15 protein-coding genes and 4 tRNA genes are annotated in these 15,996 nt (G+C 53.4%); 16 read left to right on the top strand and 3 right to left on the bottom strand.

The window, feature by feature from the left end; all coding sequences use genetic code 11:
* The first annotated feature begins 148 nt into the window (after window positions 1-148).
* Both mltB and FA92_RS13925 read left to right on the top strand, forming a co-directional pair.
* Complete coding sequence (gene mltB / locus FA92_RS13930) at window positions 149-1,231, top strand: lytic murein transglycosylase B (protein ID WP_033733598.1); 1,083 nt, start codon at window positions 149-151, stop codon at window positions 1,229-1,231.
* A gap of 80 nt (window positions 1,232-1,311) precedes the next feature.
* Window positions 1,312-1,647, top strand: coding sequence for a zinc ribbon domain-containing protein YjdM (locus tag FA92_RS13925; protein WP_013358832.1), 336 nt, complete (start codon window positions 1,312-1,314; stop codon window positions 1,645-1,647).
* A 33-nt stretch (window positions 1,648-1,680) separates the two neighbouring features.
* Here FA92_RS13925 and FA92_RS13920 read toward each other — a convergent pair whose 3' ends face one another.
* Window positions 1,681-2,568 (bottom strand): dihydrodipicolinate synthase family protein, encoded by an 888-nt coding sequence (locus tag FA92_RS13920; protein WP_013358831.1) that lies wholly within the window; start codon window positions 2,566-2,568, stop codon window positions 1,681-1,683.
* 165 nt (window positions 2,569-2,733) lie between these two features.
* Here FA92_RS13920 and tam point away from each other — a divergent pair, with 165 nt between their 5' ends.
* The 14 genes from tam to luxS all read left to right on the top strand — a co-directional run bounded on the left by tam (window position 2,734) and on the right by luxS (window position 13,776).
* Window positions 2,734-3,510 (top strand): trans-aconitate 2-methyltransferase, encoded by a 777-nt coding sequence (gene tam, locus FA92_RS13915; RefSeq protein ID WP_033783955.1) that lies wholly within the window; start codon window positions 2,734-2,736, stop codon window positions 3,508-3,510.
* Between the two features lie 105 nt (window positions 3,511-3,615).
* Window positions 3,616-4,110, top strand: coding sequence for a nicotinamide-nucleotide amidase (gene pncC / locus FA92_RS13910; protein ID WP_033783954.1), 495 nt, complete (start codon window positions 3,616-3,618; stop codon window positions 4,108-4,110).
* A 95-nt stretch (window positions 4,111-4,205) separates the two neighbouring features.
* Window positions 4,206-5,276 (top strand): recombinase RecA, encoded by a 1,071-nt coding sequence (gene recA / locus FA92_RS13905; RefSeq protein WP_013358828.1) that lies wholly within the window; start codon window positions 4,206-4,208, stop codon window positions 5,274-5,276.
* Between the two features lie 120 nt (window positions 5,277-5,396).
* Window positions 5,397-5,915 carry a regulatory protein RecX gene (locus FA92_RS13900; RefSeq protein ID WP_013358827.1) on the top strand — a complete coding sequence of 173 codons (519 nt, stop codon included), beginning with the start codon at window positions 5,397-5,399 and terminating at the stop codon, window positions 5,913-5,915.
* A 133-nt stretch (window positions 5,916-6,048) separates the two neighbouring features.
* Complete coding sequence (gene alaS, locus FA92_RS13895; protein ID WP_033783953.1) at window positions 6,049-8,676, top strand: alanine--tRNA ligase; 2,628 nt, start codon at window positions 6,049-6,051, stop codon at window positions 8,674-8,676.
* 250 nt (window positions 8,677-8,926) lie between these two features.
* On the top strand, window positions 8,927-9,112 hold the full coding sequence (csrA, locus tag FA92_RS13890) for a carbon storage regulator CsrA (RefSeq protein ID WP_008927091.1): 186 nt from the start codon (window positions 8,927-8,929) through the stop codon (window positions 9,110-9,112).
* 282 nt (window positions 9,113-9,394) lie between these two features.
* Window positions 9,395-9,487: transfer RNA gene (locus tag FA92_RS13885), tRNA-Ser, on the top strand.
* An 8-nt stretch (window positions 9,488-9,495) separates the two neighbouring features.
* Window positions 9,496-9,572 (top strand) — tRNA-Arg (locus FA92_RS13880).
* 211 nt (window positions 9,573-9,783) lie between these two features.
* Window positions 9,784-9,860: transfer RNA gene (locus tag FA92_RS13875), tRNA-Arg, on the top strand.
* An 85-nt stretch (window positions 9,861-9,945) separates the two neighbouring features.
* Window positions 9,946-10,022, top strand: a tRNA-Arg gene (locus tag FA92_RS13870).
* Between the two features lie 457 nt (window positions 10,023-10,479).
* Window positions 10,480-11,046: a fructose-1-phosphate/6-phosphogluconate phosphatase gene (gene yqaB / locus FA92_RS13865; protein ID WP_013358824.1), complete on the top strand. Its 567-nt coding sequence runs from the start codon at window positions 10,480-10,482 to the stop codon at window positions 11,044-11,046.
* Window positions 11,043-11,471: a YqaA family protein gene (locus tag FA92_RS13860; protein ID WP_033783952.1), complete on the top strand. Its 429-nt coding sequence runs from the start codon at window positions 11,043-11,045 to the stop codon at window positions 11,469-11,471. Before yqaB ends, FA92_RS13860 begins: the two co-directional genes overlap by 4 nt.
* Before the next feature lie 31 nt (window positions 11,472-11,502).
* Complete coding sequence (gene gshA / locus FA92_RS13855; protein ID WP_033783951.1) at window positions 11,503-13,110, top strand: glutamate--cysteine ligase; 1,608 nt, start codon at window positions 11,503-11,505, stop codon at window positions 13,108-13,110.
* A 150-nt stretch (window positions 13,111-13,260) separates the two neighbouring features.
* Window positions 13,261-13,776, top strand: a complete 516-nt coding sequence (gene luxS / locus FA92_RS13850; RefSeq protein ID WP_003849049.1) for an S-ribosylhomocysteine lyase — start codon at window positions 13,261-13,263, stop codon at window positions 13,774-13,776.
* A gap of 61 nt (window positions 13,777-13,837) precedes the next feature.
* On the opposite strand, the gene FA92_RS13845 is transcribed toward luxS, so the two are convergent.
* Complete coding sequence (locus tag FA92_RS13845; RefSeq protein WP_013358821.1) at window positions 13,838-15,124, bottom strand: HlyC/CorC family transporter; 1,287 nt, start codon at window positions 15,122-15,124, stop codon at window positions 13,838-13,840.
* A gap of 15 nt (window positions 15,125-15,139) precedes the next feature.
* On the bottom strand, window positions 15,140-15,940 hold the full coding sequence (locus tag FA92_RS13840) for an inner membrane protein YpjD (protein ID WP_013358820.1): 801 nt from the start codon (window positions 15,938-15,940) through the stop codon (window positions 15,140-15,142).
* Window positions 15,941-15,996: the final 56 nt, after the last annotated feature.

Here is a 15,996-nt window from a genome sequence, read left to right as displayed (position 1 = left end):
CGCCGGATGGCTGCGGGGGAGATACTGCCCCGCAGCCCTTTTCACCCACCACTGCATTGACGTTTTTTTAAGATTCCGGACTGTATGTCAATGCGCTGAACGACTACTATTACCGCATCTGAATTTACCCCTCGTTTATGGATAACCGATGCGTCTTAAGCTAGCCCTCCTTGCGTTCATCCCGCTTCTGGCCTCCTGCAGCAGCAAACCTGACGTTCCGTCCCAGCAGAAGATGCTGGCTGCGCCGCAGGGCGGTTTTTTACTGCAGCCGTCGCACAGCGGACAGGCGATGTTCGGCGACTTTGCCGGTAACCCGGCCGCAGAGCAGTTTATCGATAAGATGGTTGAGAAGCATGACTTCGACCGTGAGCAACTGCACAACATCATTGGTCAGGCTAAGCGACTGGATTATGTGCTGCGGCTGATGGATCGTCAGGCACCGAGCTATACGCCAGCGCCGGGCCCTAACGGGGCCTGGATCCGCTATCGGAACAAGTTCATTACGCCGGATAACGTGCAAAACGGCGTGGCGTTCTGGAACCAGTATCAGGATGCGCTGCAACGCGCGCAGCAGGTCTATGGCGTGCCGCCGGAGATCATTGTCGGCATTATTGGCGTAGAAACCCGCTGGGGCCGCGTGATGGGGAAAACGCGGATTCTGGATGCGCTGGCAACCTTATCGTTTAACTATCCGCGCCGTGCGGCGTACTTCAGCAGCGAGCTGGAAACCTTCCTGCTGATGTCGCGTAAAGAGCAGGATGACCCGCTGGCGCTGAAAGGTTCTTTCGCCGGAGCGATGGGCTATGGCCAGTTTATGCCTTCCTCTTACAATGATTACGCGGTTGATTTCAATGGCGACGGCCATGCAAACCTGTGGGATCCGGTGGATGCGATCGGCAGCGTGGCGCACTACTTCCAGAAGCATGGCTGGCGCAGCGGTGAAAATGTGGCGGTCCCGGCCAGCGGTCAGGCACCGATGCTGGAAGATGGCTTCAAAACCAGTTACAGCGTGAGCATGCTGGCGGCGTCAGGCCTGTCACCGCAGGGCTCGCTGGACGGTAATAATCAGGTCAGTCTGCTGCGTCTTGATTTAGGCACCAGCTATCAATACTGGTACGGCTTACCCAATTTCTATGTGATTACCCGCTACAACCACAGTACCCATTATGCGATGGCGGTATGGCAGCTGGGCGAGGCGGTGAGCAAGGCACGGCAGGGCGGCCTGTTATAAAGGCTATCCTTGTTAACTGTAAGGTTATATGATGACGCCCTTTTTCAGGCCACACAGCCACTGATATCTCTGGAGTCGTTATGTCTTTACCTGCCTGCCCAGCCTGTCACGCCGATTACACCTGGCAAGATGGCGAAAACCTCAACTGCCCCTCCTGCGGTCATATCTGGACCGAGGGAGAGGGTGACAGCAGCAACGGATCGCTGGAAGTGCGTGATGCCAACGGTAATCTGCTGGCCGATGGCGACAGCGTCACGGTGATCAAAGATCTTAAGGTGAAGGGCAGTTCCTCATCGCTGAAGATCGGTACCAAAGTGAAAAGCATTCGCCTGGTTGAAGGGGACCACAACATCGACTGTAAAATCGACGGTTTTGGCCCGATGAAATTAAAATCTGAGTTCGTGAAAAAGAACTGAGATCCGGGGCGCAGGGATGCGCCCGCCTTTCTTTTAATTGAACAGCCGATCAATTGCGGCGCACTGTTCCGCGTTCAGATCACCACCGTAATTACGCGAGTTACTGCTCATTGAGTCATAACGTCGCGCCACGGCCGTTTTAATCGTGGTCACAAAATCATCGCCAATACTGTAAATCGCCATCAGCCGGCCGATCTGCTGCTGCAGCCGCGTCAGCTCAGGCAGATTGCCTGTTCGCCATGCCGCCATCATCTCGGCAAAGTATTCCGGCACAATATTATTCAGGCCTGAAATCACTCCGGCACCTCCCGCCAGCAGATTGGGAAGCAGGTATTCGTCATACCCTGATAGCACGGCAAAATCACTGCGTACCTTGCGGGTCTCTTCGATCATCACCCGGTTATGCGACAGGCAATCCACCGTATCTTTGATGCCGATAAAGTTGGGCAGCTTTGCCGCCAGAGCGGCTATCAGCGTGGGCGTCAGATCGCAGCCGGTGCGAGCCGGGAAGTTGTAGGCAAACCACTTGCCACCCAGTTGCGCGTCGAGCGCTTCGAAGTAGTGCATCATCTGCTGTTGCGTCTGGCCGTAGTAGTAGGGCGGCAAGACCATTACCGCATCAAAATCGTTTCTCCACGCGGCTTCAGCCAGCGCCAGCATGTCGGGGATGCAGGTTGCCGAGACGTTCGCTACCATCTTCAGCGGTGACAGGGGCCTGGCTTCCTGAATCAGCTGTAAACGCTCCTGTTGCGTCAGAGAGGCAAACTCGCCAATGCTGCCCATCACCAGCAGGGTGTCGATACCGGAGTCATTAAGGCGGGAGAAGTGTCGCCCGAGCGCGTCGATATCAAGGCCGCCCTGTGCATTGAACGGGGTGACGGTAGGGCACCAGACACCGGCAAAGGCCGATTTTTCACGCATAGCTGACTCCTGAAGCAAATGTTAAAAATGAAACAGTGTTTTAACTTAATGGCTCCAGTCAGTCTCTGCCAGCGCATGATTCAAAAGTGAGCAACGTGTCGCACTTTTTCGTTTTTCGTTCGTCTCAGTAAGCGGATGCTTCTGACAACTGAGCGAGAGGTGATGATGAAAGAGTGGGATCCCGTGCTGTATCGCAAATTTGAAGCGGAACGAACCCGTCCGGCCCGCGAGCTGCTGGCGCGCATCAGTCTGGAACAGGTTGAGCAGGTGACCGATCTGGGCTGCGGACCCGGCAACAGCACCGAGCTGCTCGCCGATGCCTGGCCGCTGGCGCAGATCACCGGGCTCGACAGGTCAGCGACGATGCTAACTCAGGCCCGTGAACGTCTGCCGCACTGCCGTTTTGTCCAGGCCGATATCCGCACATGGCAGGCGGATGCGCCGCAGCAGGTGATTTATGCCAACGCGTCTCTGCAATGGCTGGATAATCACGCCACGCTGTTTCCTCATCTGGTCAGCCAGCTGGCACCCGGTGGCGTGCTGGCGATCCAGATGCCTGATAACCTCAATGAGCCGTCGCACCAGCTGATGCGCGAGGTGGCGGCTGACAATCGCTGGTCGTCACGGATTAATGCCAGTGCCGCTGAACGTACACAGCTGCTTTCCACAGGCGAGTACTACGATCTGCTAACGCAGGCCGGCTGTGAGGTGGATATCTGGCGAACCACCTATTATCACGTGATGGCCGATGCGCAGGCGATTATCAGCTGGCTGCAGGCGACCGGCTTACGGCCTTTCCTGGCGACGCTGAATGAGTCTGAACAGACGTCTTTTCTGTCTGATTATCATCAGCGCTTACTTACCGCTTATCCGGCTCAGGCCGATGGTCAGGTTCTGCTCGCCTTCCCGCGACTTTTTATGGTTGCAGTGAAAAAAAGGTGAGGGCGCTGGAAAGCAGGCCGCAAAATCAGGGCAATAATGATATGAGCCCTTGAAAAAGTGGTTTTTCTGCACCACCTTCAACCCACGAGCAAAGGGAGAGTTGTAATGGACGATCAGCAATTGCATGCGTTAAGCGCGCAGATAGGTGAGAAGCTGAAGCAGCGTAATGCCACCGTAACCTGTGCGGAATCCTGCACCGGCGGCTGGATTGCCAAAGTCTTTACCGATATCAGCGGCAGCTCCGCCTGGTTCGAACGCGGTTTTGTCACCTACAGTAATGAGGCGAAACAGCAGTTGGTGGATGTTAAGGCCGACTCGCTGGCGCAGTATGGCGCGGTGAGTGATGCGGTGGTGCGTGAGATGGCGCTGGGTGCCCGCAAGGCGGCCCATGCTGACTACGCGATCTCCGTCAGCGGCATTGCCGGCCCCGATGGCGGCAGTGAAGAAAAACCGGTCGGCACGGTGTGGTTTGGCTTTGCCGGGCCGCAGGATAACGTATTGACTTTTCAGCAGCATTTTAGCGGCGATCGTGATGCCGTCCGCCGCCAGTCGGTGGCATGGGTCCTGCAGAAACTGTATGGCGAATTTCTGACAAATTAAACTTGATACTGTATGATTATACAGTATAATTGTCGGCAACAGAAAGAGTGCAGGCACCCTGAGTGCGTGTTTACCCGGCTTGATTAGGAGTTGAAATGGCGATTGATGAAAACAAACAGAAGGCTTTAGCTGCCGCGCTGGGCCAGATTGAGAAACAATTTGGTAAAGGCTCCATCATGCGCTTGGGTGAAGACCGCTCAATGGATGTGGAAACCATCTCTACCGGTTCGCTCTCGCTGGATATCGCATTGGGCGCAGGCGGTCTGCCAATGGGCCGTATCGTTGAGATCTACGGACCAGAGTCTTCCGGTAAAACCACGCTGACCCTGCAGGTTATCGCATCTGCACAGCGTAAAGGCAAAACCTGTGCCTTTATCGATGCTGAGCATGCGCTTGATCCGGTTTACGCCAAGAAACTGGGCGTAGATATCGAAAACCTGCTCTGTTCTCAGCCCGATACCGGTGAGCAGGCGCTGGAAATCTGTGATGCCCTGGCGCGCTCTGGTGCCGTTGATGTCATCATCGTCGACTCCGTTGCGGCGCTGACGCCGAAAGCGGAAATCGAAGGTGAAATCGGTGACTCACATATGGGCCTCGCGGCACGTATGATGAGCCAGGCGATGCGTAAACTGGCCGGTAACCTTAAGCAGTCCAATACGCTGCTGATCTTCATCAACCAGATCCGTATGAAAATTGGTGTGATGTTTGGTAACCCGGAAACCACTACCGGTGGTAACGCGCTGAAGTTCTATGCGTCTGTCCGTCTTGATATCCGCCGTATCGGTGCCATCAAAGAGGGCGATAACGTGGTGGGCAGTGAGACCCGCGTTAAGGTAGTGAAAAACAAAATCGCTGCGCCATTTAAACAGGCTGAATTCCAGATTATGTACGGCGAAGGTATCAATACCTTTGGTGAGCTGGTCGATCTGGGCGTGAAGCACAAGCTGATTGAAAAAGCGGGTGCATGGTACAGCTACAATGGCGACAAGATTGGTCAGGGTAAATCGAATGCCGGCAACTTCCTGAAAGAGAATGCTGCTGTGGCAAACGAAATTGATCTGAAGTTACGTGAGATGTTGCTCAACGGCGCGGATGAGAAACTCGCAGCAGCCGATAAGTCTGCTGAGAAAGAAGACGCGGCAAGTGAAGCGAACGAAGACTTCTGATTTATGATGCGGGAGGGGCAAAAGCCTCTCCCGCTGTTTTATCCCCCTGATACCTTTCCTGCCTTCCCTCTGTCCTGTTCTGTCGCCATAATCTCCCTCTGTTTGTAGAAGGTGCGCAGTATGACTGAATCCTCTCAGCCCCAACCCAATGTTGTCTCTTATTCTCGTCTGCTTGACCGTGCGATGCGCATTCTGGGTCAGCGCGATCACAGCCGTGCAGAGTTATCCCGTAAGCTGCAACAGTCAGCTCAGCGCGCCGCGTGGGCGCAGAAAAAAGAGCCTGAAATTATCACTGAAGCGCTGCTGGAGCAGGTACTGGACTGGTGTCAGGAAAGCGGCTGGTTAAATGACGAGCGTTTCACCGATCGGTTTATTCAGAGCCGAAGCCGTAAAGGTTTTGGGTCGCAGCGCGTACGGCTTGAACTGGCCCAGAAAGGCATCGATCGTGAAGCTATTGATATTGCAATGGAAGAGACGGATGTTGACTGGGCAGCCTGCGCTGCACAGCTGGCTGAACGAAAATTCGGACATCCGCTGCCCACAGAGTGGAAAGAGAAAGCGAAAGTACTACGCTATCTGCAGTCAAAGGGCTTTCAGACCGACGATATCCAGTCTATTTTCAGAAATTTTGATGACTAAAAGCCGATGTAATTTTACTTCCCACTGAAGAAAATTTATCTTATTCCCACTTTTTGTTCCGCTAATCAGGCACCACGAGAATGTGGCCGCGCCGATCAGAGGGAACGTTCGTTAGCGTGATTCCAGGACATTTATGAGCAAGAGCACTGCTGAGATCCGTCAAGCGTTTCTCGACTTTTTTCATAGCAAGGGACATGAGGTTGTAACCAGCAGCTCCCTCGTACCGAATAACGATCCAACGTTGTTGTTTACCAACGCCGGGATGAACCAGTTTAAAGATGTGTTCCTCGGTCAGGACAAACGTGATTACACACGTGCGACCACGTCACAGCGCTGCGTTCGCGCAGGCGGTAAACACAACGATCTTGAAAACGTCGGCTACACCGCGCGTCACCACACGTTCTTTGAAATGCTGGGTAACTTCAGCTTTGGTGACTACTTCAAGAGAGAGGCGATTGGTTTTGCCTGGGAACTGCTGACGAGCGAGCAGTGGTTCAGCCTGCCGAAAGAGCGTCTGTGGGTGACGGTCTATGAAACCGATGATGAAGCCTACAATATCTGGGCGGATGAAATCGGCGTGCCACGCGAGCGCATTATTCGCATCGGCGACAACAAGGGCAGCGCGTACGCGTCAGATAACTTCTGGCAGATGGGCGATACCGGTCCTTGTGGTCCATGCAGTGAAATTTTCTACGATCATGGCGATCACATCTGGGGTGGCCCGCCAGGCAGCCCGGAAGAAGATGGTGATCGTTATATTGAGATCTGGAACATCGTCTTTATGCAGTTCAACCGTCAGGCTGATGGCACCATGCTGCCGCTGCCAAAACCGTCGGTTGATACCGGAATGGGCCTTGAGCGTATTTCTGCCGTTCTGCAACACGTCAACTCCAACTATGAAATCGACCTGTTCCAGAAACTGATTCAGGCTGTGGCACAGGTTACCGGCGCAACCGATCTGAGTAATAAATCGCTACGCGTGATTGCCGACCATATCCGCTCCTGTGCTTTCCTGATTGCCGATGGTGTGATTCCATCGAATGAGAACCGTGGCTATGTGCTGCGTCGTATCATTCGTCGCGCCGTACGTCATGGCAACATGCTGGGCGCCAAAGAGGCCTTCTTCTATAAGCTGGTTGCGCCACTGGTTGAAGTCATGGGTGCTGCGGGCGAAGAGTTACAGCGCCAGCAGGCTCAGGTTGAGCAGGTGCTGAAAAGCGAAGAGGATCAGTTTGCCAGAACGCTGGAGCGTGGACTGGCGCTGCTGGACGAAGAGCTGGAAAAACTGCAGGGCGACACGCTGGATGGCGAAATCGTCTTCCGTCTTTACGATACCTTTGGCTTCCCGGCTGATTTAACGGCTGACGTCTGCCGCGAACGCAATCTGAAAATTGATGAAGCGGGCTTTGAGCAGGCGATGGAACAGCAGCGTCAGCGTGCACGTGAAGCAAGTGGCTTCGGTGCTGACTACAGCAACGTTATCCGCATTGATGCCGCCTCTTCCTTCAAAGGTTACGACCAGCTTGATTTGGCTGCCACGGTGAAAGCGCTCTACGTTGCGGGCGAGGCGGTTGATGAAGTGACCGCAGGTCAGGATGCCGTAGTCGTGCTGGATGAAACCCCATTCTATGGCGAATCCGGTGGTCAGGTCGGCGATACCGGTCTGCTGAAAGGGAAGAATGCTGAATTTAGCGTCCAGGATACACAAAAATATGGTCAGGCAATCGGTCATGTCGGTAAGCTGACCGCAGGGCAGTTGCGTATCGGAGATCGCCTTGAGGCCCAGGTTGATGCGGCACGTCGTGCGCGCATTCGTCTTAACCACTCTGCGACCCACTTATTGCATGCCGCATTGCGTCAGGTTTTAGGTGAACATGTGGCGCAGAAAGGCTCGCTGGTTAATGACAAATACCTGCGTTTCGACTTCTCGCATTTCGAAGCGATGAAACCTCAGGAGATTCGTCAGGTCGAAGATATTGTCAATGCGCAGATTCGTCGCAACCTGCCGGTTGAAACTGAAGTGATGGATCTTGACGCGGCGAAGTCTAAGGGTGCAATGGCACTGTTTGGCGAGAAATATGATCAGCGCGTACGCGTTCTGACCATGGGTGATTTCTCGGTTGAGCTGTGCGGGGGTACGCATGCTGCGCGCACCGGTGATATCGGCCTGTTCCGTATTCAGGCTGAATCAGGAACAGCAGCCGGTATCCGTCGTATCGAAGCGATTACCGGTGAAGGCGCGCTGGCGCAGGTCAATGCGCAGAGCAGCCAGCTTCAGGATCTTGCGCAGCTGGTTAAAGCAAACAGCAGCAACCTGAACGAGAAAGTGCGAGGTCTGGTCGATCACGTGCGTGCTCTCGAGAAAGAGTTGCAGCAACTGCGCGATCAGCAGGCCGCGCAGGAGAGCGCCTCACTGAGCAGTAATGCCATCGACGTTAAGGGTGTGAAACTGCTGGTCAGTGAGCTCAACAACGTCGAGCCTAAAATGTTGCGTACCATGGTTGATGATCTTAAGAATCAGCTGGGATCGGCGATTATTGTGCTGGCGACAGTTGCTGAAGGTAAGGTGTCGCTGATTGCGGGTGTGACCAAAGATCTGACTGACCGTGTTAAAGCGGGTGAGTTGATTGCCGGTCTGGCACAGCAGGTTGGCGGGAAGGGCGGTGGTCGTCCTGATATGGCACAAGCTGGTGGTACTGATGCTGACGCGCTGAAAGGCGCTCTGGCAGGGGTCGAGAGCTGGGTTAACAGCCGCCTGTAATGTAAACAGAACAAGGCATTGTCTGAAGCGTCAGAACCCCGGTTCCGGCGCTTTTTAATACGATGCTAAAGCAACAAATGACAAAGTCAGGTTGATGTAGTGTATTTCGGCTAAACTAACTATCAGCAGAATGTATTGGCGCATCGATGTGCATTGGTGTATTTCTCATAGTCAATGTGCAGCGTTAAATGATGGATAATGCCGGGAGCCTGTACAAGCCCGACTCTTTTAATCTTTCAAGGAGCAAAGAATGCTTATTCTAACTCGTCGAGTTGGTGAAACCCTCATGATCGGTGATGAGGTAACTGTAACGGTGCTGGGTGTTAAGGGTAACCAGGTTCGCATAGGGGTTAACGCGCCGAAAGAAGTGTCTGTGCATCGCGAAGAGATCTATCAACGCATCCAGGCTGAAAAAACGCAACAAACCAGCGTTTAACGGATTCAGCGTCTCGCACCTGTGCGAGGCGCTACCGCTTTCTGTAAAAATCCTGCCTTTTCTTTTCTGCTTTCTCTTACCTGTTTCGTTAACGACATCATCTTTCATTGTTGATAATTCACTCTTTTTGTCGCCATTTTGTCCCAATTGTGTGTGATTTGCTCAATCAAACAAAGTTTCGGAAAAATTGTTTGACTTAAAAGTCCGGGAAAGTAATATGTGCGCCACGCAGTGCCGATGAGCAGAAACAAGTTCAGAAGCACGGTTCGAAAGAAAGCGTAAGGTGAGGTGGCCGAGAGGCTGAAGGCGCTCCCCTGCTAAGGGAGTATACGGTCAAAAGCTGTATCGAGGGTTCGAATCCCTCCCTCACCGCCATTTTCGATGCATCCATAGCTCAGCTGGATAGAGTACTCGGCTACGAACCGAGCGGTCGGAGGTTCGAATCCTCCTGGATGCACCATATTTTCGAATATGGAGAAGTGCCTCGGTGTGACATGACGCATTAGCGTTCAGGCCGCACTAAGGAGGATAACGTTGCATCAGCAACGGCCCGCAGGGCGAAGCGTAAGCTGAGTAATCCTCCTGGATGCACCATCGAAAAACAAAGTGAATTAGCAATTCCTTTCATGGTGAGTAGTTAGCACCCTGCGTTGTACAAGAATCAGATTTATGCATCCATAGCTCAGCTGGATAGAGTACTCGGCTACGAACCGAGCGGTCGGAGGTTCGAATCCTCCTGGATGCACCATTCTTTGTAACATCCTCAGGTTGGTTTCTGTAAGTCCATAAAAAGTTGTACCTCGAAAGACAGACCCCAAAAGATAGACCCCAATGCATCCATAGCTCAGCTGGATAGAGTACTCGGCTACGAACCGAGCGGTCGGAGGTTCGAATCCTCCTGGATGCACCATCTTTTAGTTTTCAAAAATCCCTCAATTTATCGTGGCGTGATTATCGCTAAGATTGTGCCTGACACCACTCTTTTGCATCATTTACCGCCCATGACCCAAAGTTAAGCAAGTTTCCTTATAACCCCTGCAGTTTCTCTCTGGCTTTACCCATACTGTTTTTCTGCTTAACCCGCCTCACTGATTCATCATTCTGACTTAAGCGAATTACAGCGCCTGTTTCACGTGTCAGCACTCTCTGTTTTGCTGCTCACGCCCGTCCGCCGCCGCCTGTCTGCCAAAATAATGTTAAAAAATCGCTGCAAATTCGTACGGTTATCCCTGGCCGCGCACGATCACCTTTATCTGAAAACAAAAATTGCTAATGCTTTCAAAGCATTTGCTGTTCATCCCCCCTGGCGACAACCTGTCCACATTAGGCTAAAGTAATGTCTCATTTGGTGAATGTCCGGAGTGACAATGTACGATCAATATGACGCCCTGATTTTCGATATGGACGGCACGATTCTTGATACTGAGCCGACACATCGAAAAGCGTGGCGTCAGGTACTGGCGCGTTATGGATTAACGCTGGATGAAGCGCGTATTATCGACTTCAATGGCGCTCCCGCCTGGCGGCTGGCGCAGTTCATCATTGAATCCAATCAGTCGTCACTCGACCCTCATCTTCTTGCTGCAGAAAAAACGGCTGCTGTGAAAGCGATGCTGCTGGAAAACGTCAGGCCACTGCCATTAATGGAGGTGGTAAAAGCGTATCACGGGCGTCGTCCGATGGCGGTGGGTACCGGAAGCGAACACAGCATGGCAGAGGCGTTACTGACGCAGCTGGGCGTGCGTGAGCTCTTCTCAGCAGTTGTCGGCGCTGACGACGTTCAGCGTCATAAACCTGAGCCTGAAACCTTCTTACGCTGCGCTGAGCTGCTGGGTGTGGCGCCGGCACGTTGTGTGGTGTTCGAGGATGCGGACTTTGGGATTCAGGCCGCGAAGGCGGCGGGCATGGACGTGGTGGATGTCCGCTTACTGTGAGTGACGTTCTCGCCTATGCCTCGATGTTCGGCAGCAGTTTTCTGAGTGCGACGCTCCTGCCGGGAAGTTCCGAAGCACTGCTGATAGCACTATTGATAGCAAAAAAGACATCAGTTTACGGGTTGCTTTTGGCCGCATCCCTGGGAAACACCTTGGGCGGCTTAACCAACATTCTTATTGGTCGCTTGCTGCCGCTAAAACGTCAGGGGCGATGGCATGACACAGCAATGACGTGGTTGCACCGACTGGGACCTGCAGCACTGTTATTCAGCTGGCTGCCGGTGGTAGGTGATCTGCTCTGCGTTCTCGCAGGCTGGTTACGTTTCGCCTGGCTACCTGCGATGCTGTTTCTCGCCGTCGGCAAAACACTGCGTTATATCGTTATCGCGACTGCCACATTACAGGGTATGCAATGGTGGCATTGATTCGCACAGATTCGAGGCTACGGTTAACATTATGCTGAACAAAAATAAATTATTATCACAGCGGGGGGGTAATGTGATCCCGGACGTATCTAAAGCGCTCTCCTGGCTGGAAGCGCATCCCAATGCCCTGAAAGGTATTGGCCGTGGCATCGAGCGTGAAACGCTGCGTGTACAGGAAAATGGCGATCTGGCAAAAACCGGCCACCCTGAATCTCTGGGCTCGGCGCTGAAGCATGACTGGATCACCACTGACTTTGCCGAAACACTGCTGGAATTTATTACGCCAGTGGATCACAGCATCGATCATATGCTGGCTTTCCTGCGCGATATCCACCGTCACGTTGCCCGTGAACTGGGTGATGAACGCATGTGGCCCTTCAGTATGCCGTGCGAGATTGACGACGCGGACAATATCGAGCTGGCGCAATATGGCACCTCCAATATCGGCAAGATGAAGACGCTCTACCGCGAAGGCCTGAAAAACCGTTACGGCGCGTTGATGCAGACCATCTCCGGCATTCACTATAACTTCTCGCTGCCGCTTTCATTCTGGCAGGAGTGGGCTGACGTGAAAGATCAGGAAAGCGGCAAAGAGACTATCTCAGCGGGCTACCTGCGGCTGATCCGCAACTACTATCGCTTCGGCTGGGTGATCCCGTATCTGTTTGGCGCATCGCCGGCTATCAGCTCCAGCTTCCTGCAGGGCCGTGAGAGTGCGCTGCCGTTCGAAACCAATGACAAAGATACCATGTGGCTGCCTTACGCCACCTCGCTGCGTCTGAGCGATTTAGGCTACACCAATAAATCGCAGAGCTCACTGGGCATCACGTTTAACTCTCTGGAAGGCTATGTCACTGCGCTGAAGAATGCGATCAGAACGCCATCTGAAGAGTATGCGGCGATGGGCACCAAAGATGCTGACGGTAACTGGCTGCAGCTCAATACTAACGTATTGCAGATTGAGAATGAGCTTTATGCGCCAATCCGCCCTAAGCGTGTGACACGCTCGGGTGAAGCACCTTCAGATGCGCTGCTGCGTGGCGGCATTGAATACATTGAAGTGCGCTCGCTGGATATCAACCCGTTCTCTGCCATCGGCGTTGATGAGAATCAGGTTCGCTTCCTAGACCTGTTCCTGATCTGGTGTACCCTGGCGGATGCGCCGGAAATGAGTGCCGATGAGTTGCAGTGCACCCGAAAAAACTGGAACCGGGTGGTGCTGGAAGGGCGTAAACCGGATCAGAAAATTGCTGTGGGCTGTGGAGATGCGGAGCATTCGCTGGTGGAAGTAGGCAAGACCCTGTTTGCCGATCTGCGTCGCGTTGCTGAAGTCTTAGACAGCAATAATCAGGACAGCACGGAATATCAGCAGGTTTGCGATCAACTGGTAGCATCATTCGACGATCCTGAGCTAACCTACTCGGCGCGCATCCTTCAGGCAATGAAGGACAATGGTGTCACCGGAACGGGCGTGGCGCTGGCTGAACAGTACCGCCATCTGCTCTGCGAAGAGCCGCTGGAAGTGCTGACAGAAGACGATTTCACGCGTCAGGCGCAGGAATCTGTTGCTGCACAGCAAGAGCTGGAAGCGAATGATAAGCTGGATTTTGAAGCGTATCTGGCGAGCCGGGAAGGGTAGAAAAGAAAAAGGCCACATCAATGTGGCCAAATTAACATCTCTGTTGTCAGGGATGATGATAACAAATGCGCGTCTTTCATATATTCAGACGTTGGGCGAACAGAAAAGTTTCATCGTTTTAAAAAAAATTCTCAGAACAGGAGGTGACGTATGCCACTACTGGACAGTTTTACCGTTGATCACACCATCATGGGCGCACCTGCAGTACGCGTTGCAAAAACCATGAAGACTCCGCATGGCGATACGATTACCGTCTTTGACCTGCGTTTTTGCCGCCCGAACATTGATATCCTCACTGAGCGTGGCATTCATACGCTGGAGCATCTCTTTGCCGGATTCATGCGTGACCACCTGAATGGTGACGGTGTGGAAATCGTCGATATCTCGCCGATGGGTTGCCGCACCGGCTTCTACATGAGCCTGATTGGTACGCCAGACGAGCAGCGCGTTGCGAAAGCGTGGAAAGGGGCGATGGAAGATGTTCTGAAAGTGAAAGATCAGAACCAGATCCCTGAGCTGAATGAATACCAGTGTGGCAGCTACAAACTGCACTCACTGGACGAAGCGCAGCAGATCGCCCGCAATGTGCTGGCGCATGAGATCGGCGTTAACCGCAACGACGATCTGAAACTGCCTGCTGAAAAGCTGAAAGAACTGCACATCTAGTCAGGACTTCTCTGCTAAAAAAAACGCCGCATCGATTCGATTGCGGCGTTTTTTTATGGCTTCAGGAACCGACCGATTTTTTCAGCGGCGTCTTTGGCGTGATGCGCACCTGTTTGATCATGTTGTCCTGCACGTCCAGAATATCGACGTTGTAATGGCCGATCTGAACCCGGGTGGCGATGGCGGGGATCTCTTCCAGCGCTTCCAGCAGCATGCCGTTGATGGTGCGGGCTTCCTGCTCTGGCAACTGCCAGTTAAATGCCTTGTTGATTTCACGCACGTTAGCACTGCCCTCAATCAGTACCGAGCCATCATTCTGCGGCATTACTTCCTCTGCCAGCGACGGTGACATGGAGGTGGTAAAGTCACCAACAATCTCCTCCAGAATGTCCTCAATTGTCACCAGCCCTTTGATATCGCCATATTCATCCACCACTACGCCCGCTTTCTCTTTATTGCGCTGAAACTTCACCAGCTGAGTGTTCAGCGGTGTACCTTCCGGGATGTAGTAGATCTCATCGGCGGCACGCAGCAGTGTCTCTTTGGTGAACTCTTTTTTCTCCGTCATCATGCGCCAGGCTTCGCGTACCCGCAGCATGCCGACGCAGTCATCCAGCGAATCCCGGAACAGCACGATGCGGCCGTGTGGCGAGTGACTCAGCTGACGTACGACCGACTTCCAGTCATCGTTGATGTTGATGCCGACGATCTCATTACGCGGCACCATGATGTCGTCAACGCTGACTTTCTCCAGGTCGAGCACAGAGAGCAGCATGTCCTGGTTCCGGCGTGACATCAGGCTACGCGACTCATAGACGATGGTACGTAACTCCTCTTTGCTCAGCGCAGAGTTAATGGCACCGTCAGCGCGGATACCCGCTATTCTCATCAGCAGCCGGGTAATGGTGTTGAGCAGCCAGACCAGCGGCAGCATGATGTATTGCAGCGGGACCAGCAGCAGGCTGCTGGGAAAGGCGACGCGCTCGGGATAGAGCGCCGCCACGGTTTTCGGCAGCACTTCGGCAAAGACTAGCACCACAAAGGTCAGGATGCCGGTCGCAATCGCGACGCCTTCATCACCGTGAATACGCATGCCTACGATGGTGGCAAGGGCGGAGGCCAGAATATTGACCAGGTTGTTACCGATTAAAACCAGACTGAGCAGCCGGTCAGGACGACGCAGTAGCTTTTCCACCCGGCGTGCGGCGCGATTACCGTTTTTTGCCTGATGGCGCAGCTTATAGCGGTTAAGCGTCATCATTCCGGTTTCCGACCCGGCAAACCAGGCGGAAACCAGGACCATGACGCAGAGAATAATAATCAGCGTGGTGGTTGAAACATTCTCCAACGCAGAACTTCCTTTTTAACGAGAGGTAGGGACAAGCAGATGCTGCAGGATGCGACTGCCGAAGTAAGCCATGGTTAACAGCACCGCACCGCTGCAGTTAAACCAGACGACGCGGCGACCACGCCAGCCTTCATGATAGTGCCCCCAGAGCAAAACGATATAAACAAACCACGCAATGATGGAGAGAACGGCTTTATCGACGTTTTCTGCGCTGAAGAGATCCTGCATATAAAACAGACCTGTGCAGAGCACCAGCGTCAGCAGCACGACGCCCACCTGGGTAATGTGAAACATCTTACGTTCGATGGTCAGCAGCGGCGGCATATCCTGGGTAAATGCCAGTCGCTTGTTTTTCAGCTGGTAATCAATCCACGCCAGCTGCAGCGCATAGAGCGCGGCAATAATCAGCGTCGCATAGGCGAACAGCGACAGGCCGATATGGATCATCATGCCTGGCGTGGTTTCCAGATGGGTAATGAACGCATTGGGGACGAAGGTGGCGAAGGCCAGATTAATCAGCGCGAAGCTGTAGACAATCGGCAGCAGCAGCCAGCCACGGTTGCGTGACGCCACAATGGTCATGATGGCGCAGATCAACAGGCTCACCAGCGAGCCAATGTTGAGCAGGCTTAAATTCTGTCCGCTATCAACCGCAAATATGCGTTGCTGCAGGGCGACCGCGTGTGTCACCAGCGCCACACAGGCAGAGAACATCGCCATTCGCCGCCAGCCGCCGTTACGTTTCAACAGGCTGGGAATGATAAGGGCAAGACTTAAGGAGTAGGCGAATAGCGCCACTATCGCGAAAACGAACATAGATCCTTTCAGGTCAGTCAGATAAGGAAAAAGGCAGTATAGCGCCAGCCGAAGCA

Source organism: Pantoea sp. 9140 (assembly GCF_000745295.1).
GTDB lineage: Bacteria > Pseudomonadota > Gammaproteobacteria > Enterobacterales > Enterobacteriaceae > Pantoea > Pantoea vagans.
This window is presented reverse-complemented; position numbering and strand designations above follow the sequence as displayed.

What these genes read in the sequence shown, in the direction of transcription:
- gshA (WP_033783951.1), top strand. Translation starts at nt 11,503, where the DNA reads ATGCTGAACAAAAATAAATTATTATCACAGCGGGGGGGTAATGTGATC.
- mltB (WP_033733598.1), top strand. Translation starts at nt 149, where the DNA reads ATGCGTCTTAAGCTAGCCCTCCTTGCGTTCATCCCGCTTCTGGCCTCC.
- FA92_RS13900 (WP_013358827.1), top strand. Translation starts at nt 5,397, where the DNA reads ATGACTGAATCCTCTCAGCCCCAACCCAATGTTGTCTCTTATTCTCGT.
- FA92_RS13920 (WP_013358831.1), bottom strand. Translation starts at nt 2,568, where the DNA reads ATGCGTGAAAAATCGGCCTTTGCCGGTGTCTGGTGCCCTACCGTCACC.
- alaS (WP_033783953.1), top strand. Translation starts at nt 6,049, where the DNA reads ATGAGCAAGAGCACTGCTGAGATCCGTCAAGCGTTTCTCGACTTTTTT.
- FA92_RS13925 (WP_013358832.1), top strand. Translation starts at nt 1,312, where the DNA reads ATGTCTTTACCTGCCTGCCCAGCCTGTCACGCCGATTACACCTGGCAA.
- recA (WP_013358828.1), top strand. Translation starts at nt 4,206, where the DNA reads ATGGCGATTGATGAAAACAAACAGAAGGCTTTAGCTGCCGCGCTGGGC.
- yqaB (WP_013358824.1), top strand. Translation starts at nt 10,480, where the DNA reads ATGTACGATCAATATGACGCCCTGATTTTCGATATGGACGGCACGATT.
- luxS (WP_003849049.1), top strand. Translation starts at nt 13,261, where the DNA reads ATGCCACTACTGGACAGTTTTACCGTTGATCACACCATCATGGGCGCA.
- pncC (WP_033783954.1), top strand. Translation starts at nt 3,616, where the DNA reads ATGGACGATCAGCAATTGCATGCGTTAAGCGCGCAGATAGGTGAGAAG.
- tam (WP_033783955.1), top strand. Translation starts at nt 2,734, where the DNA reads ATGAAAGAGTGGGATCCCGTGCTGTATCGCAAATTTGAAGCGGAACGA.
- FA92_RS13840 (WP_013358820.1), bottom strand. Translation starts at nt 15,940, where the DNA reads ATGTTCGTTTTCGCGATAGTGGCGCTATTCGCCTACTCCTTAAGTCTT.
- csrA (WP_008927091.1), top strand. Translation starts at nt 8,927, where the DNA reads ATGCTTATTCTAACTCGTCGAGTTGGTGAAACCCTCATGATCGGTGAT.